Below are 24,644 nucleotides of genomic sequence, written 5' to 3' on the forward strand. Positions count from 1 at the left end.
ATGCGAACAACCATCAAGGCTAGAAGTCAATTGACTTCACGAAAAAGCCGAATATATGGCAGCAATGAATCACGTTATTAAATCAACACGGTGTCTTGCAATCGGAGAGGGTCCATATATGGTATAAGGTATGTGCTCGGCTTTCGCTATCTATGTAGTAAAGTTTATTAGACTCTAACTATAGACCGAGTTGGACGTTTTTTTCATTCATTTACATCAAAGGAAAGCGCGCGCTGACGACTACACCTGTACTATCCTTCCGATTGGATAACGACAACTGACCTTTGTGGAAGGTCATTATGATGTTGGCAATGTAAAGCCCTAGCCCCAAGTGCGGCGAAGAGGCATTTTGCACATCGCTTTCTTTTCTCACCGACACCATAGACTGAAGCAACTGAGACCTCATTCCTTCAGGAAGAAGCGGCCCGGTATTACTAATGGTTAACTCAGCTTGCTTGTCCTTAACCGTAATACTGACTTGGATTTCACTTTCTTTTTCACTGAAATCTACGGCGTTAGCGATAACTTTATCGAACATTTGAGCCGTAAGTTCAGGGGAGCCAAGTATGCGCGCAGTATCAGCATTGTGGGTAAAACTAAAGCGTCGATGGCTATAGGCATGTTCGTAACCAGCAATACACCCAGATATCACCTTAACTAAGTCGAATGGTTCTAAATCTTCTTGTTGAATGGCCTGCTCTAATCGGGTGGCTTCACTCATACTGTTTAATATTGTACTTAGGCGGTTCACCCCTGATTGCGCCCTCTCAACAAAAACGGCTTGTTGGTCGGCGTCATTCACCTGAGTCAGCATATCCAGCGACGATTTTACCACGGCAATGGGCGTTCTAAGTTCGTGAGATAAGCGGGATGCCATGTTTTCTAAATAGGAGTTGTACTGCTGTAACCGTGAAAGCACATCCGCAAATGAACGGGATAAATCACCAATTTCATCACGCTGATTTGAAACCGGAAGGGTGCCAATGATTTTGCCATTATCATCTATCACCGCTTCGGTATTATCGCGAAGGGAGCGAATGCGGTTTGAAATTCGCGTAGCGAACAGCAGTAACCCTAAAGTACCTATGGTCATCACTGCTAAAATCACGTGAAAGAGCTGTTCTAACGCCCGGTTCCGCAACGTACGAATACCATTGGTGGTTTGCTCTACAATAACCGCCCCCATTACGTTGCCTTCAATAAAAATAGGGTAGGCAGCGGAAAGTACTATGGCTTTGTTATCGGGTGACAAACGCCATAGTGAATCGGGTTGGCCTTTCAGCGCAGTGCCTAAATCCTGCCCTACCAATGCATAAGCATCGTCTAGCTCGTCAATAAAGTCGGCAGGTGGCCGCGTAAGAATCTGATAATAAAGTGGAAGTAACCACTCACTCTCAACCCAGTGCCAAATTGCATTTGAAGAGGTTTCTTTTTCATCTACTTCAATGCCTGTGGCCGATTGAATGTCACCAGCGCGGGCGAGTACCCGCTTGTGCTTATCTACAACCCAAACCCGTGAATCGGCATATTTTAAACCTGCCAAAATGCGCTCAATTTCAGGGGAAGGAGTGATAACAGTACCTAATTCAGCGAGCTCTTTTGTATTCGCCGTACCTAACGCGTACTGCTTCAATCGACTTGCCCTGTCGTCCACATCGACAATTGAAAATGCTAAGCCGCCTGTGGTCATTGATAGCGGAAAGCGCAGTTCAATGTTGTAGCCCGTGGCAGTCTCTTGCCATCGGCCTTGAATAGAGAGCGCGTTCTCTACCGCCCGAGTTGTCGTTGTGTTATCTGCGAGCTTGTACGCATTTACCCAGCCACTTTCATAAGGAGCGACAACATACCTTGCTAATTCTCCCTGTGGAGTTTCCATGCCCACAAGTAAGTGGTCGCCAGTCTCCACGCTTAAACTATTGGGTTGCCGCCACAGCAGTACGTCATCACTGACTTCAAACATGGCATACAGAAATTGACCGTAGCGCCCCACCATATGCTTGAACGATAAGCTGGTAGGTTCTCCCGCGTAGCCATTGTAGTACTCAATAACTTCGCCACTGCCATACTCACTCATTAACTCGCTGACTTGCTGCCAGTCGTTAAGTTCGCCATCCAGTCGAATGGGGGACGGGATAGGTGGCGCGTAAAGATCTGTTCCAGGGCGCACGTCTTGAAGATACGCCGATTGGCTATCAAATAAAGCGGGACGCTCATGAAGCGCAGTGGCAACGGCTCGCGCCGTGCCAATCATGGTTTGTTCCTGACCGTTTCGCAGATACTGCTCAAGCTCCCACACGTAGTTATAACCTAAGTAGGGGATGGTGAATAAGAACAGCGACAGCACCATAAGCTGAAGGCGTATTGAAAAGCGAAATCCCATGTTTTTAGTCGGTTGCCCTTATCTTTTAATCAGATGAAACGCGGTCTTAGTCGAAAGCCAGCTACAGTTGCCAGCGATATCCCATGCCGTACACGGTGTCGATATGATCGAAGTTTGGGTCAAGCTGCACAAACTTTTTACGCATACGTTTGATATGCGAGGTAATGGTGGTGTCGTCTACTACCATTCTGGACTCATCCATTAGCTGTTGGCGGCTTTTCACATGACCTGGGCGCTTAATGAGTGCATGCAGCATCCAAAACTCTGTTACCGTTAATAGAACGGGCTGGTTCTGCCAGCTTACCGTCATTCTGGACACGTCTACTTTTAAGTCGCCAACTTTTAGTTCATCTTTTTGCTCTGTTGGGGCGGCAAGTAAATCTGTACGCCTGAACAAGGCGGCAATTCGCGCAAGCAGGTGAGCCATGCTGATATCTTTAGTCAGGTAATCGTCCGCGCCCATTCTAAGGCCACTGATAGTATCTACGTCGTTATCTCGTGCAGTAAAGAAGATGATAGGTAGGGTTTGCGATAGGCCTCGCAGTTGCTGACACAGCATAAAGCCCCCCTCAATTTCATCTTTCAAACCAATATCGATAATGGCTAAGTCGGGTAAGGTGTGGTTAAACGCTTCAGCAGCAGAAGGCCTGTCCTCATAGGCATTCACGCTATAGCCCTGCGCTTTAAGCGCCATAATGTAATTTTCGCGAATGGCCGCGTCATCTTCCACTAATGCAATTGTCTTTGGCATACATTAACCCGCAAATATAATTCTGATAGAGCGCACACTATACCTATGAATGACAGCTATTGCCTAAGTTCGGCATAAAATCCTCAAGCCTGCCTCATTTACGCCATATTTGAGGGGCTTATCGTGAACTTTATCTTTGGCGGCAGCCCCACACAACGTCCCGAAGCGCGGATTAATAAAACGCTTGGCGTGCAGCTTCACGTGCTAAATCTACAGGAAAGCTAAATCACCACCACATTTCCACAATTACGCGCTTTTTTTGCCATGAATAACGGGTTTAATAGTATTTGTCCGTCGAGTTTAGTGCACTGCTTTTTTTAAGTGCCAAGCAAGATAGACGGATTGCACTGTAGAAGCCTCTTCAAAGACTAGGAGAGGGGAAACAGTGCCGTGGAAGCGGTAAGGCTGAACTTCTACGTAAAAGTCTTAATTATCTATTCAGACTGGTATTAAGCTACCCTTTGCGCTGCGTACTACCCCAACGGTACGCGGCGCTTTTTTATTGGGGTTGAAAAAAGGCGTTTTCGCTCTCATTTAGAAGACGAAAGCTTAAACTGTTTAAAGCAACCACTAAACGCGAGTGTATTCATTTAATAGCATGAACTAGGTTACACTTCGTTGGTTGTAAGTTGTTAGCGACAGATAACTGCATCTCACTAAAGTTAATTAGGGCGTGCTGACCTTTGGTTTGCATCAAAGGTCAATACGTCTTAGTGATCACACTCTCACTACGGGCAAATCATGAAAGCGTTGGACATTAAAGGGTTAACCAAAACCTACAAAGGTGGCGTACAGGCACTAAAAGGCGTCGACCTTACAGTACAAGAAGGAGACTTCTTTGCATTACTTGGCCCAAATGGGGCGGGTAAATCTACCACTATTGGTATTATCAGTTCACTTGTAAACCAAACTAATGGCAGTGTGTCGGTGTTTGGTTATGACCTCACAACGCAAAAAGAGCAAGCCAAAGCCTGCATTGGTCTGGTGCCACAAGAGTTCAATTTCAACCAATTTGAAACTGTACTGCAAATTGTATTGAATCAGGCAGGTTACTACGGCGTACCGCGCAGTATTGCGAAAGAGCGTGCTAAAAAATACCTTGCTCAGCTCGACCTGTGGGAAAAACGCGATGCCCGCGCGCGTGAGCTATCGGGTGGTATGAAGCGAAGACTGATGATTGCTCGAGCACTCATGCATGAGCCGAAATTGCTTATTTTAGATGAGCCAACCGCGGGCGTAGATATTGAAATTCGCCGCTCAATGTGGGGCTTCTTAGAAGAGATTAATCGTCAGGGGATCACGATTATCCTCACTACCCACTATCTTGAAGAAGCAGAAATGCTGTGTCGCAATATCGCCATTATTAACAAGGGCACCATTGTCGAGAACACCAGCATGAAAGCTTTATTGTCTAAATTAAGCCTAGAAACCTTTGTGTTGGATATCAAAATACCAGAGGGCATGACGACGACAGATGACCTACTAACGGGCTTTGAACACCGTTTGATTGACGACCATACCCTTGAAGTTGATGTTGAGAAAACGGAAGGATTGAACCCGGTTTTCACCCAGCTAAGTGAAAAGGGCATTCAAGTAATGAGCATGCGCAATAAATCAAATCGCCTTGAAGAGCTATTTGTGCGTTTAGTTGAATCAGCGAAGCAAGCTGGCTAAACCCACAGCAGGTAAAGGTGAAAAACATGAAAACTGAAAGTACACAAATGAATACAGAAGAAAACGTGGGTTGGTTTAAGCAAAACTATGTGGCGCTAACCACTATTTGGATAAAAGAATGTACGCGCTTTTTGCGCATATGGGTACAAACCCTTGTGCCGCCAGCTATTACAATGAGTTTGTACTTCGTGATATTCGGTAGCCTCATCGGCAACCGTATTGGCGAAATGGGCGGCTTTACTTACATGGAGTTTATTGTGCCCGGCCTTATTATGATGTCGGTGATCACAAACTCCTACGCCAACGTGTCCTCTTCATTTTTTAGTGCTAAATTTCAGCGCAATATTGAAGAGCTGTTGGTGTCACCAGTACCCACTTCGGTCATCATTCTCGGGTATGTGGGCGGCGGCGTGGCCCGCGCCATACTGATAGGTATTATCGTTACCTTAGTGTCGCTGTTTTTCGTTGATGTTCAAATACACAATTTGGGCATTATTGCGCTCACGTTGTTACTCACTTCTACCTTGTTTGCGACTGCGGGTTTAATTAATGCGGTATTTGCGAAGACCTTTGATGATATTAGCGTGGTTCCAACGTTTGTATTAACACCGTTAACTTACTTAGGTGGTGTGTTTTATTCACTTACCCTATTGCCTGAATTCTGGCAGTGGGTGAGTAAGGCGAACCCTGTTGTGTATATGGTCAACGGGTTTCGTTATGGGTTCTTAGGGGTCTCTGACGTAAATGTAACCTTGTCGCTTGCCTTGTTAGTGGGCTTTAATGCACTGCTATTTGGTGTGGCGTACTACCTACTTAAAACGGGTAAAGGTATTCGTAGCTAATGGCCAGCGGTAATTCTAGAGAAATCACAACATCGCAGGTAGGTATTCACGATAAGTTAGACGACTTAGTGAAAAAGTACCAAGCGAGTGAAAATAAGCGACCGATTAGCGACCATACACAAGCCGCGTTTGATGATGTCAGCGCGTGGCTTGATGGCTTTAGCGGCGAGATCATTTTAGATTCATGCTGCGGCGTTGGCGAAAGTACGGCGAATATTGCAAGAGCAAACCCCGATGCGCGTGTTATCGGTATCGATAAGTCGGAGCTGCGGGTGGATAAACACGAGCATTACAGTGCACAGCAAGATAACTATCGGGTCATTCGTGCCGATGTGAACGACTTTTGGCGCTTAGTAAAGCAGTCTAGTTGGAACGTGACTCAGCACTTTCTGCTGTATCCCAACCCCTATCCTAAAAAGACGCAGGTTCAAAAGCGCTGGCACGGTAGTGCGGCCATGGTGGACCTGATGGCGATCACACCTAATATTGAGGTGCGTAGCAACTGGCTTATTTATCTAATGGAATTTGCGCAAGCGGCTAAACATTACGGCATGGTATCTGATTTATCTGAAGTTACTGGCGATGATCACATGACGCCGTTTGAGCGAAAGTACCGAGGGAGCGGTCAATCGTGCTGGCAGCTTAACTGCCGTAGCGAAGAAGGCTGAGTCTGCTATAGCAGCAAGAAATACTGAAAGCTGATAAAAGTGGGGTGAGATGAAAATCTCGCCCCGTTTGTTATTCAAATTCGTATAATTCGCTTGTTAATGGCGCGCAGTGGCACTTCGCACATTCGCCATGGGCGGACTAAACACATATCCCTGTGCATAACGAATGGGCAGGCGTTTTACGCGTTCTAGATGCGCCTCATCTTCTACGTGCTCGGCAATAGTGCTTACTCCATGGCGTTCACATAGCGACAGCAGATAGTCTACATATTCCCTCACTGCCTCTTGTTCGTCATAGTGTTTAATTAGCCCGCCAGCGAGCTTAATCCCCCGAACCGGCAAGTTCATAAGCGCTCGTATGTTACCTGGGCATGATCCAACGTTGTCGATGAAAACGCCCAGCCCCACATGCATGCTTTTTTCGATAAATGCGGTAAGGCTTTTCGGATTGGATAGGGCAGTAGAAGCACTCACTTCTATACTTACACGCTCCGGCGTGGGATAGCTTGCTAAATGGGTGATGAGGGTATTAGTAAGCTCTACATTGTGAAGGTCATTGGCAGTTATATTGATGTTCCAAGGGATATTAACGTCGTGAAAATAGCTGGCACATTGCACAAACATGCTCGCTGCAAGCGTATTTACGTGTTGTTCGCGCTCTATAAGGTAGAGAAATTCGCTAGGTAAAAAAGTCTTATCACCTCGGGTTATCAAGCGTGCCAGGCACTCGTAGCGCCATACTCCTTGGCTTTGTAAGTCAACGATGGGTTGAAAATAAGGCACGATATCATCGATAGAGAAATCCTCGGAAATTTCACGAATGGGCATAAACAGACCCCCTTGCTTTGAAGCAGTACTTTATCGCAGCGATGAATGCTTGAATGTGAGTTCAATGGCTACTTAGGCTCGCAATTAGAAGATGGAAAACCAATACGAGAGACTCGTGTTGGTACTATTCATAAATTAAATATAGTAGAGACTGATAAAATTTGCGGTACAAAATTCGGGGGAATTCGTTTAAATACGTGTGCAGAGTTATCCGCTTCATAAGTTTTTTGCATGTAATAAAACGTTAATAGTCGCTTAAATGCCGTGCGCTAACCCTTGGCGAGCATTGCAATCTGATGTAAAGTGCGACACCCTGAAAGTATTGTGATAAGTTTTCAGGTTTGGCAACGAATGGACCGCGTCAACGCGCATTAGCCCAGCCGATGTACCGTTAAGGGATATGTTGGATAAATAGCTGCACCAGTCGCAAAGTAATTGTGTCGAATGCTATTTGGCTAAAAGGAAAAGTAAGTGTCAGGCCGGTGTCCTACAAAACCGCCTGTTGATTTCGCCCAATAAATGTAAGCGAAATGTGTGATTGTTTTAAGTATGAGGTGTGTTGAGTGGGTGAAGCGCAAGTTAGTTTAGAGCACCTGTTTAGGGTCTTTACCAAGCCTGAGCACAAAGACTCAAAGCTGGCTCAAATAGAGCAGCATTTATCTGACAATATCTTAGATTTTTTGTCGCAGCACGTAGTGACAAAAAAGACGTCGTTAGAAGAAATTGAAAAAGACTTTTCAGACTCCAAGGTGCCTGAGTCACCCGAGTTTGTGTCTACTCATGCTGAAAGCTTGTTAGATAAGCTTGTTGCGCATTCAGTTAATACTTACTCGCCTACCTTTATTGGTCACATGACCTCAGCGTTGCCCTATTTTCACCTGCCGCTTTCTAAGTTAATGGTCGGGCTTAACCAGAACTTGGTTAAAATAGAAACGTCTAAAGCTTTCACGCCGCTAGAACGTCAAGTATTGGGTATGATGCACAACCTTGTGTACGATCAGCCTCAAAGCTTTTACGACAACCATCTACACAGTGCGGCCCATTCTTTGGGGGCATTTTGTTCTGGCGGAACCATTGCCAACATCACTGCCTTATGGGTGGCTCGCAACAAACTACTAGGCCCACAAAAAGGGTTTTCTGGCGTGGCAAAAGCAGGTCTTGCCGCTGCCTATCGTCACTACGACATTAACAATTTAGGCGTGATGTGCAGTAAGCGTGGGCATTACTCGCTGTCAAAGGCAGTGGATGTATTGGGGTTAGGCCGCGAACAATTATTAACTGTGCCCGCGCCAAAGCAAACCCTAGATCCAGCAAAAGCCCTTCGCATTGGCAAACGTTATCAAGAGGAAGGCAATAAGCTTCTTGCTATCGTTGGGGTAGGCGGCACCACCGAAACAGGGCACGTAGACCCACTAGACGAGCTTGCTGACGTAGCCAAAGAGTTAGGCTGCTGGTTCCATGTAGACGCAGCCTGGGGCGGCGCTACGCTGTTCTCGGCGCGCTATCGCGACAGATTAAAGGGAATAGAGCGAGCAGACTCTGTCACTATTGATGCACATAAGCAAATGTACGTGCCAATGGGCGCAGGAATGGCGCTTTTCAAAGACCCACAAAATGCCAATGCGGTAAGACATCACGCGCAATATATTTTGCGTGCAGGCTCTAAAGACTTAGGTGCTACCACGCTGGAAGGCTCCCGAAACGGTATGGCCATGATGGTGTACTCGGCGCTGCATATATTCGGTCGCAAAGGGTACGAGCTACTTATTGATCGCAGCATTGATAAAGCCAAAGACTTTGCGCAGATGATTGATAAAGCCCAAGACTTTGAATTGACGACCACACCTATTCTATCACTGTTGACCTATCGCGTTTGTCCCGCTGAAGTGCAGGAAAAGCTGAAGCATGTGAATGCTAAAACCCGCAACGCTATTAATGAGAAGGTTGACGCCCTTGTTGTTGCGGTACAAAAGCAGCAGCGTGAAGCAGGTAAGTCTTTTGTGTCTCGTACTCGCCTGGAAGCGCCTGATTACCCTTCCCAGTGTATTACCGTGTTTCGCGTAGTGTTAGCGAATCCGCTTACTAGCCATAACGACTTGGCCGCAATTTTGGCTGAGCAACACTTAATTGCGAAAGAGACTCAGGCTTGGAAAGAGCTAATGGATTTCGTTCGCGAAACAGAAACCGTTGCGTCTTAACCGCCGACTTTAACAGCAACATATAAAAAACGCCCGATACAGGCTCTGTTTAGGAGTCATGCATCGGGCGTTTTCTTTTGTAGTTCGAGACTATCCGCGAGGATTGGTATTACGCTTAATCTCGCGTAATTTGCATATTATCAATTAAGCGTGTCTTACCCATAAACATAGCAACAAGCAGAACTAATTCTTTGTCGCTATCGTTAGCTGGTTCAAAGGTGGCGGCGTTAACTACCTGACAGTAGTCTTTCTTAAAGCCTTTTGCTTCAAGGTTACTGACCATGGCATTTTCAAGCTGAACAAAGTCGGTGTTACCACTTTCTATGCCCGCTTTTAAGCGCTGCATTTCTGCAAAAATAGCACTCGCCGTCGCTTTTTCAGTGTCTGTCAGGTAGCCATTTCTAGAGCTCATTGCTAGGCCTGACGTCTCGCGTTCAGTAGAAACCCCGTGAACCTTCACTGCCATTGATAAATCGCGAGCTAACGCGCGAATAACTTGTAGCTGCTGGAAGTCTTTTTCACCAAAAAACGCATCGTCGGGCTGTACCATGTTGAAAAGCTTGGTCACCACGGTAGCGACGCCGCGAAAATGGCCAGGGCGACTGGCGCCACAGTGCGAGTCTGAAATACCGGGCACTTCAACGAACGTCTGCGCATCCAGACCTGCCGGATACATTTCCGCTACGCTAGGTAAAAACACCGCGTCTGCACCCACAGAAATAAGCTTAGCTTTATCTTCTTCGATAGTGCGTGGATACGCGTCTAAATCTTCGTTCGCACCAAATTGCATGGGGTTAACAAAAATGCTAACCACCACTTTGTCGTTGTGCGCTTTCGCTTTTTTAACTAGTTTGAGATGACCATCGTGCAGGTTGCCCATAGTGGGTACAAAACCTACGGTTTCACCATTACGTCGCCATGCGTTCACCGTGCTGCGTAATGCTGAAATACTATCAACCACCTTCATAATTTACCTCGTTACTCGAAGCTGTGTTCAGCCGATGGGAACGCACCGCTTTGCACATCTTCAATATATTTTGATACGGCTTTGCGCATATCGCCGGTTTCTACAAGGTAGTTCTTTGAGAACTTCGGCATATAGTTTGCGCTGATGCCAAACATGTCGTGCATCACCAGAATTTGACCGTCGGTATCTTTGCCTGCGCCTATACCGATAACCGGTATGGTTAGGGCTTCGCTAACCGCTTTGCCTAGCGATGAAGGCACGCACTCAAGCACTAATAACTGAATACCGGCTTCTTCCAACGCTTTCGCTTCGCTAAGCAGTTTTTCAGCCTGGCTCGCTTCGCGGCCTTGTACTTTAAAACCACCGAATACGTGCACTGACTGAGGCGTTAAGCCTAAATGGCCACACACAGGGACGCCGCGCAGGTTTAAGCCTTTGATGGTGTCGCACAACCAGCTTCCACCTTCCATCTTAACCATACTTGCACCTGCAGCCATAAGCTTTGCTGCATTGGCGTAGGTTTGCTCAGGAGTGGCGTAAGACATAAACGGCATATCGGCTAATACGAAGGCGCGTTCAGTGCCGCGACGCACACTTTTCGTGTGGTAGGCAATGTCATCGATGGTTACCGGTAGGGTGTCGTCTTCACCTTGAAGGACCATGCCTAAAGAGTCGCCAATAAGAAGGGCGTCAACGCCTTGTTCGTCGAACATTTTGGCGAAGCTGGCGTCGTAAGCGGTTAAAGAGGTGATCTTTTCCCCGGCCTGCTTTTTCTTAAGCAAGCCCGATACAGTTACTTTCTTCATGACATGTCTCAGATTGATATTGTTGGTATCGTGTGGCGAACTATACGGATTTTGCCGCTAATTGGAAGAGCGCAGGCGACGAAGTCCATCCAGCGAGCAGTTAGCGACCCATGCCGAGATGGGTTTGCCATCGTGCATAACCATATTGGGCGCAATTTCAAACAGCGGCACCATAACGAACTCGCGTTCTGCCATGCCGTAATGGGGAATGATTAAGTCTGCGGTGTCGATAGTTTCGCTGCCGTACAACAAAATATCCAAATCCAACGTGCGTGGTCCCCAGCGCTCACCTTTGCGCTCACGGCCTTCTTCCAGCTCTATGCGTTGCAGCTGCTTCAATAAGCCGTGGGGCTTTAACGAGGTCTCAATTAAGCACACCGCGTTAATATAGTCAGGTTGGTCTTGCGGCCCCATCGGTTTACTGGAATAAAGTGAAGAGGTTTTAAGTACGCGGGTGTCTTCTATTTGACCTATCGCATCAAACGCGCGCTGGGCTTTTCCCTGGCTATCGCCGAGGTTGCTACCTACACCAATGTACACGTGCTCTTTATGCATCAGGACCTCGCTTCGCTGGTTTACGCTTGCGCTTACGCGGGGCACCTTTTGCGCCGCCTTCGCTTTTGCGAAGGGCGTTAAGCATGCCTTTCTGCTTACCGTTGTCAGCGTGCTGGAAGTGCGTCCACCACTGAGCTAGCTCTAATAGATCGCCACCTTCAATTTGGCCTCGGGCAAGCAAAAAGTCATAGCCTGCTCTAAATTTAGGGTGCGTAAGCAATTGGAAAGCGCGACGGCCAAAGCGCTTAGGTAGACGTTGCTGTAAAATCCAGATGTCCCGAACCACGGTAGAGAAGCGTTTAGGGATCATAATACGTTGTGTTTGACGTGCGATGACCTCGCCTGACGCAATATTAAATGCATCATGAGCATTTAAGCCAGACTCGCTTTGTAAGCGTTGTGACTCTTCTTCAACCGGATACCAGAGTAGTGCGGCATAAAGGAACGCTGGCGTAACACGCTGGTCGCTATTAATGCGCTCGTCGGTATTGGCAAGTACACGACGTACAAACTGCATTTCACGGCTGTTTTCATCTTTCAAAAACGGCGTTAGCTGAGGGAACAATGGCTCGATTAAGCCGTATTCGTGCAGCATTAAGAAGGTTTCTTCTCCCTTACCCGATAAAAACAGTTTAAGGGTTTCTTCAAACAAGCGCGCTGGTGGAATGTTCTGTAAAAGGTTGGCCAGAGATTTTATCGGTGCAGCGGTTTTTGCTTCAATGCGCATGCCAAGCTTAACGGCAAAGCGCACCGCACGTAGCATGCGTACCGGATCTTCACGGTAGCGTGTTTCCGGGTCGCCAATAAGCTCAACTTCTCGTTTTTCTATGGCGGCTAAGCCATTAGCAAAGTCTTTTACCGTAAAGTCTGCCACGCTGTAATACATGGCGTTAAAGGTAAAGTCACGGCGTTCAGCATCTTCTTCAATGGTGCCAAATACGTTATCGCGTACTAATTGACCGTGAGCGTCGCGCTTTGCGATAGCCTTGCCCTTGGGAAGGTTTTCGTCTTCGTCTGACTCTTGGTGGTGCCCGCGGAACGTGGCTACTTCAATGATTTCACGGCCAAACACAATATGGGCCAAACGAAAGCGCCTGCCGATAAGGCGGCAATTTCTGAACAAGCCTTTAATTTGTTCAGGTGTGGCGTTCGTCACCACGTCGAAATCTTTTGGTTCGTGACCCATCAAAATGTCGCGTACACAGCCTCCTACCAAATAGGATTCGAAGCCAGCTCCATTAAGGCGATACATTACTTTCAATGCATTTGCGCTTACGTCTTCGCGAGATATACCGTGTTCTCCACGGGTCATAGTCCTTGGCTTTAAAGCGTTAGGAGACGAACTCTCTTTTGAAAAAGCGCGCTTAACAGATTTAAAAACACGATGAATGATGATGGTATCTCCGCAGACTATAAAGGTTCGCTATAATAAGTGGATTCATGCTGTGGAACAATAATTTCGGGTGTTTTCACTACTTTTTTCCTATTCCACATTGAAATAGCCGTCTTAAGCGCCGAATCAATATCACCAAATTCTGACGCATTTGGAAAGGAAAAGCCTAAAAAGTGCATCACACGCACGAGATTATCTAAAGCTGATTCGTTTTTAACTGGCGCTGCACGGTTTTGTTTACTTAGTTTTCTGCCTGGTGCCACGGCAGCGACCGGCACGTGACCGTATTCAGGAGTAGAATAGCCCAGCGTGTGATATACGGCGCGCTGTAAAGGCGTGACATCAATTAAATCACACCCTCTAATGACATGGTTAACTTGCTGAAATACGTCATCTAAAATCACGACAAGGTTATACGAAAATAAGCCGTCTCGACGTTTCAGCACTACGTCTTCGGCTATTAAATCAGAGCTTGAATTAGAGGGCATAACTTTGCCCATAAGCACGTCATCAAAGGCTTCAAGTTGAGTATCTACTTTTAAACGAACTGCACAGTCCTGTGTGTTGGAGTGTACTGGCTCAGTCCGACAGTAGCCGTTATAAACACCGCCCATGGCTTTAATTTGCTTACGTGTGCAGGTACAAAAATAGGCTTTTTGTTGTGTAAGTAAGTCATCGAGAACCCCTTGATAACGGGCATGTTGTTGGCTTTGATAGATGACGTCGCCGTCCCAATACAGGCCGTGGGCTTCTAGGGTAGTGAGTATGTCTTTATCTACACCTTTAATACAGCGCGGCTCGTCTATATCTTCCATACGTAGCAGCCATTTTCCGTTATGGCTTTTGGCATCTAGGTAGCTGGCAACAGCGGTAACTAACGAACCGAAGTGAAGTTGGCCGGATGGAGAGGGAGCAAAGCGCCCTACATAGTGGTTATGCATAATAAAGGCTTAACAAAAAGCCCCATCTTTTCGGGATGAGGCTTTCTATATCAACGTAATCGAGGCTAGTAACTTAACCTTGAAGTTGTTTTTCTTTAATTTCAGCCATGGTCTTACAGTCGATACATAAATCTGCTGTAGGACGAGCTTCTAAGCGACGAATACCAATTTCGATACCACACTGGTCACAGAAGCCGAAATCGTCTTCTTCAATTCGCTTAAGCGTTTTTTCAATTTTCTTTATTAGCTTACGCTCACGGTCACGTGTACGTAACTCAAGGCTGAACTCTTCTTCTTGAGCTGCACGGTCTACAGGATCAGGGAAGTTTGCTGCTTCATCCTTCATGTGCGTTACTGTACGGTCAACTTCTTCACGAAGTTGGTTGCGCCATGCTTTAAGCAATAGACGGAAGTGCTCCATTTGGGGCTCGCCCATGTACTCTTCGTCAGCTTTTGGCTCGTACGGCTGTAAACCTGCCAGCGCTAATAGTCCTAGGGATTTTGTTTCTTTTCCTGTTGGCATCTGCCACATCTCCTACACTACGACATCCATCTTGTCCTGATTGGACCGATATCTATATCAGACTCGACAACTTCAGGCAATCAATCGTGTCTATGTAATTATTATGCTGGTGTATTGCTTTCATAAATTAGCCAGGTGTTTTTTCATTTAGCCCACTGGCTACCAGCAAACGCATTAGTGCGTTCTCCCACTAAAACAAGGCGCAAATATGAAGGCGAAATGAAAAAAATCAACCTATTTTTTATAAAATCAAAGGGAGTGTTTGATTTAATAGGATTTTTTGTTCCTCTATTATACAGCTTGCCGCCAAAACCGTTACGCCAGCGTTTGCGGCAATCTTTACGCTTTCTGCATAAGTTGGATCAATATGCTCGGCCACTTGTACACTTTCGATGGCGGTGTGTTGTACGCAGAATAATAGATTGGTTTTTATACCACTGTCAGATAAACGAGCAAGTTCTAAACAGTGCTTCGCGCCGCGTTGCGTGACTGCGTCGGGGAAGAACCCTTTGTTTTCATCTGCTAAGGTGACGGATTTAACTTCCATATACTCAGTAACACTCTGATGTTCGGCATTTTTTCGAGTTAATGCAAAGTCGAACCGGCTATTGGCGGTTGGCGGTGTTACTTCTGCTTTCCAATCTGTGATGTCTGAAAATTCGCTTAGCACCTTGTTATCTAGCGCTTCCGCCACCAGTTTATTAGCATTGTGCGTATTAATGCCGATGAAGTGACCATCAAATGTTTGGGCTAGCTCCCATGTATACTTGAGTTTTCGATTAGGGTTGGTGGACTCACTTAAAAAGACAGTGTATCCAGGAACAGCGCAGCCAGTCATAGCGCCAGTATTTGGGCAATGTGCAGTTACAATAGTGCCGTCGTCTAACTCAACATCGGCAAGAAATCGCTTGTACCTTTTTATAAGGGTGCCGCGTAATAAGGAAGGTGAAAACTTCATGTGACGCCTTTTTTAGAATGTAGGTGAAAACACGTTAGTGTGTTTCGCTAATTGATATGTGTGCTTTTGAACGAGCACGTATAGCGTATGCGCTTAGCGAACAAAGCGTATGTGGTAGCGAACAACAAGCGCAGTAAACAAGGCGCCAAAGAGTAACAAACATTTGTGCAAGCGCAAAAAGCGCTTTGCAATAATATAACGATGTAATAAGGAATAAAACGCGATGGCAGAATTTACCGTTAGCCTTTCTAGAAACAGTGCTGAAGCAGTGTGGGGCGAGAGTGCTAAGCTTTCTTTCAATGAATCAGGTGCAGTTATTCACCTGCCTGACGACAAGCTTAATGAGCGTTTAATTCAGCAAGCGGCAAGAAAGCTAGATGGCTTAAGCCTGCCAGCAGTCACGCTAAGCGGTGATTGGCACAAAGAGCAGCAGTGGGCTTTTGCACTTAGCTTCACGCGTGCCCGCAAACCAGCGTCAATAAAATGGGCCGAAACGGCTGACAAAGAAGCGCTAGAGCAAGAATATGCGGCGTTACTATTTACCCGTCAGCTGGTAAACGAAACACCTGAAGACTTAAGCCCTGAAACCTTAGCAACCCGAGCAGCACAGTGGCTTAAGTCACTGGGTGGTGACAAGGTAACCTACTCAATGACGGTAGGTGAAGATCTTAAAGAGCAGGGCTGGATTGGCATTTATAATGTGGGCCGCGGTAGTGAACGTCCGCCTGCAATGCTGGTACTTGATTACAACCCAACAGGTAATACGGGTGCGCCAGTTGATGCCGTGCTAGTTGGAAAAGGCATCACCTTCGACAGTGGTGGCTACAGCATTAAATCAAGCGAAGGCATGTTAGATATGAAATGTGACATGGGCGGCGCAGCGACGGTAACAGGGGCATTAGGGCTATCTATTTCTCAAGGCAGTGAAAAGCGTATTCAGCTTATTTTGTGCTGTGCCGAAAACCTTATTAGCGGTCACGCTTATAAGTTAGGTGATGTGCTTACCTATAAAAATGGGGTAACCGTTGAAGTGGTTAATACCGATGCTGAAGGACGTTTAGTGTTGGCTGATGGCCTTATGGCGGCAACAGAGACGGGCGCACCGCTGATTATTGATGCAGCAACACTAACCGGTGCTGCAGTGGTTGCACTGGGTTCTGATTACCATGGCGTATTCTCGTTAGATGATAATGCCCGCGAACAAATGCTTAAAGCAGCAAAGGCAGAAAACGAACGTTTTTGGCCGCTACCACTTGAAGATTTCCACGCAGAGCGCTGTCCATCGGCGTTCGCAGATACAGCAAACAGTCGCCCGATGAAAGGTGGCGGTGGTGGCGGTGCATCAAACGCTGCGGGCTTCTTATCACGCTTTGTTAAGCCAGAAGGCTGGGTACATTTGGATTTAGCCGCTGCTTACCATGGCGGGGCAACATCTGAAATGCCGGTAGGGGCAACAGCGAAAGGTATTCGCTCAATTGCGAGAATGCTGAAAGACTTCAGTGCATAAATAAAATAGCGTTCGACGCCTCCAATGGCTGTCGAACGCTACTCTACTCTATTTTTAAACGTCGCACGTTGTGCCACGTGGATGAGTAGAAGCAAAGCGAATAGCGTTACTTGAACTAACGTCGCTTCGCGCAAAAAAATAAAAAGGGCGTGACTTTGCAAAAAATCACGCCCTTTTTCTGTAAATTAGATCCCGCCTAAACGCTCGGCTAGCGTTTTATAGCGTTCAACGTCGCCACTGTCGAAAAGTGGGTTACCGTCGGTGTCTTTATCTTTCGAAACCAAAAGGCTTTCACGCTCAAGGCGCTCTACGCGCACTTCTTGTACGCCAAGAAAAGCAGCCACTTCTTTAACAGTCATCAAACTCATTGCAATATTTCCTATTTTTGGTTGTTCTTATTGAGGATTAACAGGTTCCAACGCCGAACAATGCGCAGAACAAAACGTTAAACAAAATGATGTTACCCACTATTACATCAAAAGCTCTGGAGATAAGACATTATCCAAAAGGTGTAGAAAAAGCCAATTGGGCTGTTTGAATTCTGACCGTGAATAAGGCGAAAACACCGCTTAGAAATGACAAACACTTCTCCCTACGCTTTAGTAAAGCGCACTTTCGTTATTTTTCGAGTATTTTTTGCAGGCTCTAGATAAATGAAAAACAATCATGCCTTAAAAGGTGTTTTTAACTAAGTCAGCTTGGTTTACCATTGCGCGCCTAAAACGACCATCTGTAAGAACTTTGAGTTATACTCAATGGTTTACGCGCAAACGGGCTTAGCCTCACAACCGGAGACAGTAAAAAAATGGATACTTGGTCTGCTGCCATCATGCTCTTTTTGATCATGGATCCCTTAGGTAACCTCCCTGTGTTCATGTCGGTACTCAAATCGATAGAACCAAAGCGTCGTCAAGTCATCCTAATTCGAGAATTATTATTTGCTCTTGGCATCCTGTTTCTCTTTTTGTTCAGTGGCCAATCGGTTCTCAATTTTCTGAACGTGGAACAAGAGACAGTAAGTATCGCTGGGGGAATTATTCTGTTCCTTATTGCGCTTAAAATGATTTTTCCATCATCTGGCAACCCCAGTGGATTAGCTGTAGGTGAAGAACCTTTTCTAGTACCTCTAGCTATTCCTATGATAGCGGGCCCTTCAACGCTGGCTGCGCTTATTCTTCTTGCCAACCAAGCGCCAGACAGAATGGCTGACTGGTCGATTGCGCTTGCGGCTTCATGGTCGATAAGCGCAGTGATCTTACTATTTTCAAATGTGTTCCATAAAATTCTGGGGGAGCGCGGTCTAGTTGCGATGGAGCGATTAATGGGTATGATCCTAGTTATGATTGCTATCCAAATGTTGCTGGATGGCGTTACCCAATATTTCATGCATGCCACTGGAGCCCTTTAAATGGCAAAGCAAAAACTTAATACCTTTGGGCGCGTTCGCGCCTTGGAAGGCTGGAAAGCCGTTGCATTCGGTGCTGCATTACTTGAGCGTATGCTACCCAACTACACGCTTTTCTGTGAATTAACGGAAAGTGGTGATGCAAGCGCATTGCGCAACTGTTTGAATTTGGTGTGGGAAACGTTGAAATCACCCAAGAGCAAATTCAACATTGCGGTACAGCTTGAGAAAGTTGAAGTGGCTACACCTGATACCAGTGAGCATGACAACTATGGCGTTTATCCAGCAATTGATGCAGCTATTGGTCTAGCTGGTTTGCTAAATTTGATGGCAGGCGACGATCCGCAAGGCGCAGTGGTCATCAGCAAGTTATCGCAAGGCAGCGTAGAAGCCTATTTGCTAGAAAGCGAAGAAGCCGATGACGAGACTGTAAAAGGGCATCCGCTGATGGAGTTTGAAGTTGAGGTACAAAACGAATTGCTTGATTATGTAGAGCAAGCCAAATACCCAGCGAAAGCGGCAGACGAAATGAAGGCACTTGCCTTGGAAGCTGGAATCTCCAATATTGGTCTTGAGCTTTAATGACAATGCAACTTGATCTTGCTTAGGTAAAACGAGCAACAGATCCTTAGCTCTTATGCTCAATAAAAGCCGTGTACTTAGTTAAAGGTCACGGCTTATCTCTCCTCAATTGAGGCACTTCAATCGTTATCAATCAACATATCTCAATTAACATATAGCGCAGCGCGCTAGTTTGTTTGTCTTTAATAATTTGCCAATGGGCGGGGAGAGCGGGCGTTGTTAGCGCACTTTCGTGCTCTAAATACACCACGCTACCACTATGAACAAGTTTGTTATCTTCTAGCGCAGCCAGCGTAGGTGCTACCAATGATTTCGCAAAAGGCGGATCGACAAAAACAATATCGTAAGGCGCTTGGCTGATGCCTTTTAAAATACCTAGTGCGTCCCCTTGATGAACGGTTGCTGACGCCAGTTCATTTGCTTTTAATAAGGTAAGATTACTTTTAAGCTGGCTTGCTGCCTGTTTATCCAGCTCTATAAAATCACAATGTGCTGCATAGCGAGACAGAGCTTCTAAACCTAGTCCACCAGAACCCGCAAATACATCCAAGCAGCGTGCATCGTTTATGTACGGCATTAACCAGTTAAACAAGGTTTCTTTGTTTCTGTCTGTAGTTGGCCTTAACCCTTCTGCATTTAGTACGGGTAACTTTCTACCACGCCATTGGCCACCGATAATGCGTATTTGCCCAGGACTATTTGTGCTTTGGGTTTTCCCTGATTTTTTCCCTTTTTGGGATGAATAAGGTTTTTTTGCAGAAGATGGTGCCCGAGTAGGGCGAGAAACTCGCTTCATAGTGGCTGACAATGGTATCATGCGTTCATACATTAGGCGGCAAGTGTAGCCGAAATTGCTAAGAATTTATAAGGATTTGTCCTAACGATGTCGAAACTTTTTGGCTGGTTCAGTAAGAACAAAAAAGCAGATAAACAAAAAGCCCAAGCGGAAGAAGAAGCTCGCTTACAGGCAGAAGCTGAAGCGCAGGCGAAAGCTAAAGCGGAAGAAGAGGCCCGCGCAAAGGCGGAGGCTGAAGCGCAGGCGAAGGCGCAAGCGGAAGAAGACGCCCGCTTAAAGGCGGAGGCTGAAGCACAGGCGAAGGCGCAAGCGGAAGAAGAGGCCCGCGCAAAGGCGGAGGCTGAAGCGCAGGCGAAGGCGCAAGCGGAAGAAGCGCGCGCTAAGGCAGAAGCTGAAGCACAGGCGAAGGCTAAAGCTGAAGAAGAAGCGCGTGCAAAGGCAGAAGCTGAAGCACAGGCGAAAGCCCAAGCGGAAGAAGAAGCCCGCGCAAAGGCAGAGGCTGAAGCACAGGCGAAGGCGCAAGCGGAAGAAGAGGCTCGCGCTAAGGCAGAAGCTGAAGCGCAGGCGAAGGCTAAAGCGGAAGAAGAGGCCCGCGCAAAGGCAGAGGCTGAAGCGCAGGCGAAGGCGCAGGCGGAAGAAGAAGCGCGCGCAAAGGCAGAGGCTGAAGCGCAGGCGAGGGCGCAAGCGGAAGAAGAAGCGCGTGCAAAGGCAGAGGCTGAAGCACAGGCGAAGGCGCAAGCGGAAGAAGAGGCTCGCGCTAAAGCAGAAGCACAGGCTAAAGCCAAAGCCGAAGAAAAGCCTAAAGAGAAAAAGTCGTTATTTGCACGTTTAAAAGAAAGCCTATCTCGTACAAAAGAAAACCTAGGCAGTGGTATTGTTAGCCTGTTTAAAGGCAAAACCATCGATGACGAGTTGTATGAAGACCTTGAAACGCAGCTGTTAGTCGCTGACGTGGGCATGGATACTACGCAAAAAATCATCGATCACCTAACCGATAGTGCTTCTCGAAAAGATTTAAAAGATGCCGAAGCCTTGCTGGAGATCATGAAGCAGCAAATGTCTGGCATGTTGTCTCAAGTGAACCAGCCTCTGTCAGAAGTGATGCAGGCCCATGATTCCAGTGAAGGTCCGTTCGTTATCTTAATGGTTGGCGTAAATGGCGTAGGTAAAACCACGACTATTGGTAAGCTGGCTAAGCAGTTCCAGCAAGAAGGTAAGAAAGTGATGCTTGCTGCGGGTGATACCTTCAGAGCGGCGGCGGTTGAACAGCTTCAAGTATGGGGCGAACGCAACGATATTCCTGTAATAGCACAGCACACCGGCGCTGACAGTGCGTCTGTACTTTACGATGCACTAGAAGCAGCGAAGTCGCGCGGCACAGATATCCTTATTGCCGACACGGCAGGGCGCTTGCAAAATAAGAACAACTTGATGGAAGAGCTTAAGAAAGTGGTTCGCGTAATGAAGAAAATTAATCCGAATGCGCCTCATGAAGTTATGCTTACATTGGATGCAGGTACAGGGCAAAACGCCATTAGCCAAGCCAAGTTGTTTAATGAAGCCGTGGGCTTAACAGGCATCACGCTTACCAAGTTAGACGGTACAGCGAAAGGCGGCGTTATATTCTCTATTGCCGATAAGTTTAAAATTCCTATAAGGTATATAGGTGTTGGCGAAAGTATTGATGATTTACGCCAGTTTGATGGACAAGAATTTATTGATGCGTTGTTTAGCGAAATGGACACACCTGAAAGCTAAAACCAGCAAAGCGGTAGGGAAAAATAATGATAAAGTTTGAGCAGGTAAGCAAAACCTATCCGGGCGGACAACGTGCGCTAAGCAAGGTGAATTTTCATATTGCGCCGGGTGAAATGGCCTTTTTAACAGGGCATTCTGGCGCAGGAAAAAGCACGCTACTTAAACTTATCAGCCTAATGGAGCGCCCAACAGTAGGGCGCGTTCTTATTAATGGCCACGACCTTAACGCTATTACCCGTCGAGATATTGCCTATATACGCCGCGATATCGGCATGATCTTCCAAATTCACCAGCTGCTGATGGACAAGTCGGTTTTTGACAACGTGGCGTTACCGCTAGTCATTGAGGGTTACACCCACAAAGAAATTCGCAAGCGCGTAGAAGCTGCGCTTGAAATGGTAGGGCTAAGAGATAAAGCGCGTTGCCTGCCTATTACGTTGTCTGGTGGTGAGCAGCAGCGAGTGGGGATCGCGCGAGCAGTAGTAAATAAACCCCCGTTACTGCTGGCAGACGAACCGACCGGTAACCTCGACCCCAAGCTTTCCATGGAAATCATTCGCCTTTTTGAAGACTTCAATCAAGCGGGCGTGTCAGTACTTATTGCAACCCATGATTTAGGGCTGATTGCTCGCATGCGTTATCGCACGTTGACCCTCAAAAATGGTCAAATGATCACCGATGGCCTTACTGACGACCTTGATGGCACAAGTTCAGCCAGCAGTGAAGGAGACTGGTCATGAGCATTTTGTTTAAAGGACGTGCAAAAGGGGCGTCTTCTGCCAAAGTAGGCTTTGTCCAATCTATTGTGATGTTCTTTGTCAGCCATGTACGCCAAGCGCTGGCGAGTCTTGGAGAGCTGTGGCGTCAGCCGCTGGCATCTTTAATGACTATTGGGGTACTAGGCCTGAGTATTACGCTACCTAGTACGCTTTATATCATGGTGAAAAATACTGAGAAAATTACAGCAGGCTGGGATCAGGCGTCAGAAATATCTCTGTTTTTAAAGCCAGATATCAACGTGGCAAGTTCGCAACAGCTGGTGGCACGATTAAATAGCTGGTCTGAAATAGACAGCGTTGTTTATATTCCAGCGGATGATGCGCTTAAAGAATTTCAGCACTTGTCAGGGTTGGGCGATGCCATCGCCTATCTAGAGAAAAACCCACTGCCTGATGTAGTGCTAGTAACGCCAAACGAAAAACACGCGTCGCCGACGGCAGCGAAAGCACTGCTAGATAAACTGCGACAGCAGCGTGAAGTTGATATAGGTAAACTGGATATCGAATGGTTAGAGCGTTTATATGCCGTTATCGATATTGCCAGAGACTTGGTTACGCTAATAGGATTACTACTTTTCATCGCCGTTGTACTAATTATTGGTAACACCATTCGTCTGAATATTTTGAACAAGTATGACGAAATCGTAGTGATGAAGCTGGTTGGCGCAACCGATGCGTTTATCCATCGCCCGTTTTTATATACAGGCTTCTGGTATGGCCTATTGGGCGGACTAACGGCGTGGTTTGCCGTTATTATCATACTATGGTGGATGGATAGCAGCATCACTACGTTTGCCGCTATGTATCAGAAGGATTTCAACATTACCGGATTAACCGGTTCTGCATTGCTGACTATGCTGGGACTATCGGTGCTGCTCGGTTTACTGGGCTCACTTATCTCTGTGCAGCGTCATGTAAGGGAAATAGAGCCCAAGTAGTCGTAGACGTGAGTATACTTACACGCCTACAGTGCGAAATATATAAGTCACTGTATGACGTTATTGGCGGTAAGTAGGCGTGTTCTTAGTTTTGTACTTAAGCTATCGCACGGGGATAGTGTGAGGAGATAGCGCTGCGCACTCCATTGCCCCAAATGATGGCTTGGTTATACAGCATATGCAGCTGCTTCTGGTCAATATTAAGCACTTTAGCTTGTTTTATGACATTCATCCAAAGGGCGCTTTCAAAGGCGCGAACCAAAGTCATATAGCTGTTTATTTCTAAGTTCTTGCCAAGTAGTGCATCGTTAACCTCATCGGAAAGCGGCAGCTGCTTTACAATGTCTGTCATAGACTGATCAAGTAACCCTTCAAGAAGCGAAAATAAACCAACCAAAAAGGAGATGGGCGGATTATTTCTAAGACCTCTACGCTCAGCAAGTAAGTCGAAAAACTTAGCGCGAACTAACGACATATGAATGATTTCAAGAGGCTTTGTATCGCCTAAGTTCGTTAAACTTAACAAAGCGATGAATTTCTTAATCTCTACTTCACCCATGTAATTAAGCGCGTGCTTTAGTGATGTAATTTTGTAACGCTTATTAATAGTGGGGTTATTGATAAACTTCAGCAATAAGAAGCTTAAGGTGGCGTCTCGCTCTACAATTTGGCTGATACGGTCTATGTCAAAGTCGCTGCTAGAGCTTTCGCCCATCAAATCAACAATGTTCATTTTAGACGCTGGAAGCTGTCGTAGAATACGTGCTTCCGGTTGCGAGAAAAAATAACCCTGGAAGAAGTCGAAACCCAAATCTACGCACGTTGAAAAATTATCTTGTGTATCAACCTGTTCCGCCACTAATTGCACGTTCGCATCGTGATAGCGCGGAATGTGCTTTTCAATGGTTTCAAAGCGGGTTTTTGTCACATCGACTTTCACAATATCGATAAGAGGAAATATGTCGTGTTTTGAACCCACCATCATAGGGTCATCGATAGCTAGCTTAAAGCCAAGTTGCTTTATGTGCTGGCATGCTTCGAATAGGCCGCTGGTGTTGTCGGTTGGTTCAGCCAGTTCAACCACTACCGACTCAGGGTTCAGCGATGTAGGAAAGCGGGAAATAATTGTATCTGACGAGAACGTGATAAAAGACGTTTTTTCGCCGCTGATATCATCAAGCCCAAGTGGATGGAAGTGCTCAGAAATATACTTAGCTTTCTCTTCGTTATGTTCCGGATAAGCACCAGACTTGCCATCTCTGAACAGAAGCTCATAGGCGAAAACACTTTTGCTTTTATCTAAAATAGGCTGGCGAGCTATAAACGCGAACATAATCTATTCCTGATACAACACGGTTAAGGTTATTTTTATTGTTATATTTAGAGGCTTAGCTA

23 protein-coding genes are annotated in these 24,644 nt (G+C 46.4%); 10 read left to right on the forward strand and 13 right to left on the reverse strand.

Annotated features, from left to right (window positions below; genetic code table 11):
• Positions 1–211: 211 nt before the first annotated feature.
• Both pdsS and pdsR read right to left on the reverse strand, forming a co-directional pair.
• Complete coding sequence (gene pdsS / locus QME20_RS07095) at positions 212–2,380, reverse strand: proteobacterial dedicated sortase system histidine kinase (protein ID WP_239240500.1); 2,169 nt, start codon at positions 2,378–2,380, stop codon at positions 212–214.
• Positions 2,381–2,441: 61 nt separating this feature from the next.
• Entirely contained in the window at positions 2,442–3,131 is a 690-nt protein-coding gene (pdsR, locus tag QME20_RS07100; protein WP_014951008.1) for a proteobacterial dedicated sortase system response regulator, read from the reverse strand.
• A 741-nt stretch (positions 3,132–3,872) separates the two neighbouring features.
• On the opposite strand from pdsR, the gene QME20_RS07105 reads away from it, so the two are divergent.
• From QME20_RS07105 to QME20_RS07115, 3 genes are read left to right on the forward strand one after another with little or no spacing between them, the layout of a single operon-like run.
• Positions 3,873–4,805 (forward strand): ABC transporter ATP-binding protein, encoded by a 933-nt coding sequence (locus QME20_RS07105; protein ID WP_039226809.1) that lies wholly within the window; start codon positions 3,873–3,875, stop codon positions 4,803–4,805.
• A 26-nt stretch (positions 4,806–4,831) separates the two neighbouring features.
• On the forward strand, positions 4,832–5,647 hold the full coding sequence (locus QME20_RS07110) for an ABC transporter permease (RefSeq protein ID WP_014951006.1): 816 nt from the start codon (positions 4,832–4,834) through the stop codon (positions 5,645–5,647).
• Positions 5,647–6,315, forward strand: a complete 669-nt coding sequence (locus QME20_RS07115; protein WP_281715692.1) for a methyltransferase domain-containing protein — start codon at positions 5,647–5,649, stop codon at positions 6,313–6,315. Before QME20_RS07110 ends, QME20_RS07115 begins: the two co-directional genes overlap by 1 nt.
• 96 nt (positions 6,316–6,411) lie before the next feature.
• Here the strand turns inward: QME20_RS07115 and QME20_RS07120 are convergent, their stop codons facing one another.
• Positions 6,412–7,143 (reverse strand): EAL domain-containing protein, encoded by a 732-nt coding sequence (locus tag QME20_RS07120; RefSeq protein ID WP_014951004.1) that lies wholly within the window; start codon positions 7,141–7,143, stop codon positions 6,412–6,414.
• 563 nt (positions 7,144–7,706) lie between these two features.
• Between QME20_RS07120 and panP the strand changes: the two genes are divergently transcribed.
• A complete protein-coding gene (gene panP, locus QME20_RS07125; RefSeq protein WP_014977595.1) occupies positions 7,707–9,341 on the forward strand; it encodes a pyridoxal-dependent aspartate 1-decarboxylase PanP in 1,635 nt (544 codons plus the stop codon).
• 115 nt (positions 9,342–9,456) lie between these two features.
• On the opposite strand, the gene panC is transcribed toward panP, so the two are convergent.
• The 7 genes from panC to sfsA all read right to left on the reverse strand — a co-directional run bounded on the left by panC (position 9,457) and on the right by sfsA (position 15,484).
• Entirely contained in the window at positions 9,457–10,308 is an 852-nt protein-coding gene (gene panC, locus QME20_RS07130; RefSeq protein ID WP_110289378.1) for a pantoate--beta-alanine ligase, read from the reverse strand.
• A gap of 11 nt (positions 10,309–10,319) precedes the next feature.
• Complete coding sequence (gene panB, locus QME20_RS07135) at positions 10,320–11,114, reverse strand: 3-methyl-2-oxobutanoate hydroxymethyltransferase (RefSeq protein WP_014977593.1); 795 nt, start codon at positions 11,112–11,114, stop codon at positions 10,320–10,322.
• 57 nt (positions 11,115–11,171) lie between these two features.
• A complete protein-coding gene (gene folK / locus QME20_RS07140; RefSeq protein ID WP_014951000.1) occupies positions 11,172–11,669 on the reverse strand; it encodes a 2-amino-4-hydroxy-6-hydroxymethyldihydropteridine diphosphokinase in 498 nt (165 codons plus the stop codon).
• Positions 11,662–12,981 carry a polynucleotide adenylyltransferase PcnB gene (pcnB, locus tag QME20_RS07145; protein WP_281715693.1) on the reverse strand — a complete coding sequence of 440 codons (1,320 nt, stop codon included), beginning with the start codon at positions 12,979–12,981 and terminating at the stop codon, positions 11,662–11,664. The genes folK and pcnB overlap by 8 nt, the downstream gene beginning before the upstream one ends.
• Positions 12,982–13,079: 98 nt before the next feature.
• Positions 13,080–14,003 (reverse strand): tRNA glutamyl-Q(34) synthetase GluQRS, encoded by a 924-nt coding sequence (gene gluQRS / locus QME20_RS07150; RefSeq protein ID WP_281715694.1) that lies wholly within the window; start codon positions 14,001–14,003, stop codon positions 13,080–13,082.
• Between the two features lie 73 nt (positions 14,004–14,076).
• Complete coding sequence (gene dksA, locus QME20_RS07155; RefSeq protein WP_014950997.1) at positions 14,077–14,526, reverse strand: RNA polymerase-binding protein DksA; 450 nt, start codon at positions 14,524–14,526, stop codon at positions 14,077–14,079.
• A 241-nt stretch (positions 14,527–14,767) separates the two neighbouring features.
• Positions 14,768–15,484, reverse strand: coding sequence for a DNA/RNA nuclease SfsA (gene sfsA / locus QME20_RS07160; protein WP_278711845.1), 717 nt, complete (start codon positions 15,482–15,484; stop codon positions 14,768–14,770).
• A gap of 223 nt (positions 15,485–15,707) precedes the next feature.
• Between sfsA and pepB the strand changes: the two genes are divergently transcribed.
• On the forward strand, positions 15,708–16,991 hold the full coding sequence (gene pepB, locus QME20_RS07165; RefSeq protein WP_168533197.1) for an aminopeptidase PepB: 1,284 nt from the start codon (positions 15,708–15,710) through the stop codon (positions 16,989–16,991).
• A gap of 185 nt (positions 16,992–17,176) precedes the next feature.
• On the opposite strand, the gene QME20_RS07170 is transcribed toward pepB, so the two are convergent.
• The gene (locus QME20_RS07170) at positions 17,177–17,359 is read right to left on the reverse strand and encodes a hypothetical protein (RefSeq protein WP_014950994.1); all 183 of its coding nucleotides are present in this window, start codon (positions 17,357–17,359) and stop codon (positions 17,177–17,179) included.
• Positions 17,360–17,796: 437 nt separating this feature from the next.
• On the opposite strand from QME20_RS07170, the gene QME20_RS07175 reads away from it, so the two are divergent.
• Together QME20_RS07175 and QME20_RS07180 are read left to right on the forward strand one after the other, a co-directional pair.
• Entirely contained in the window at positions 17,797–18,399 is a 603-nt protein-coding gene (locus QME20_RS07175; RefSeq protein ID WP_014977587.1) for a YhgN family NAAT transporter, read from the forward strand.
• Complete coding sequence (locus QME20_RS07180) at positions 18,400–18,978, forward strand: YjaG family protein (RefSeq protein ID WP_014977586.1); 579 nt, start codon at positions 18,400–18,402, stop codon at positions 18,976–18,978.
• Positions 18,979–19,111: 133 nt separating this feature from the next.
• On the opposite strand, the gene rsmD is transcribed toward QME20_RS07180, so the two are convergent.
• Positions 19,112–19,795 carry a 16S rRNA (guanine(966)-N(2))-methyltransferase RsmD gene (rsmD, locus tag QME20_RS07185; RefSeq protein WP_039226844.1) on the reverse strand — a complete coding sequence of 228 codons (684 nt, stop codon included), beginning with the start codon at positions 19,793–19,795 and terminating at the stop codon, positions 19,112–19,114.
• A gap of 66 nt (positions 19,796–19,861) precedes the next feature.
• On the opposite strand from rsmD, the gene ftsY reads away from it, so the two are divergent.
• The 3 genes from ftsY to ftsX are packed head-to-tail and all read left to right on the forward strand — an operon-like array spanning position 19,862 to position 23,249.
• Positions 19,862–21,532 carry a signal recognition particle-docking protein FtsY gene (gene ftsY / locus QME20_RS07190; protein WP_281715695.1) on the forward strand — a complete coding sequence of 557 codons (1,671 nt, stop codon included), beginning with the start codon at positions 19,862–19,864 and terminating at the stop codon, positions 21,530–21,532.
• 26 nt (positions 21,533–21,558) lie between these two features.
• The gene (ftsE, locus tag QME20_RS07195; protein WP_281715696.1) at positions 21,559–22,272 is read left to right on the forward strand and encodes a cell division ATP-binding protein FtsE; all 714 of its coding nucleotides are present in this window, start codon (positions 21,559–21,561) and stop codon (positions 22,270–22,272) included.
• Positions 22,269–23,249, forward strand: coding sequence for a permease-like cell division protein FtsX (ftsX, locus tag QME20_RS07200; RefSeq protein ID WP_281715697.1), 981 nt, complete (start codon positions 22,269–22,271; stop codon positions 23,247–23,249). Before ftsE ends, ftsX begins: the two co-directional genes overlap by 4 nt.
• A gap of 97 nt (positions 23,250–23,346) precedes the next feature.
• Here ftsX and QME20_RS07205 read toward each other — a convergent pair whose 3' ends face one another.
• Positions 23,347–24,582: an EAL domain-containing protein gene (locus QME20_RS07205; protein ID WP_281715698.1), complete on the reverse strand. Its 1,236-nt coding sequence runs from the start codon at positions 24,580–24,582 to the stop codon at positions 23,347–23,349.
• Positions 24,583–24,644: the final 62 nt, after the last annotated feature.

The organism is Alteromonas sp. CyTr2 (genome assembly GCF_947311905.1).
In the GTDB taxonomy this organism is placed as follows: domain Bacteria; phylum Pseudomonadota; class Gammaproteobacteria; order Enterobacterales; family Alteromonadaceae; genus Alteromonas; species Alteromonas macleodii.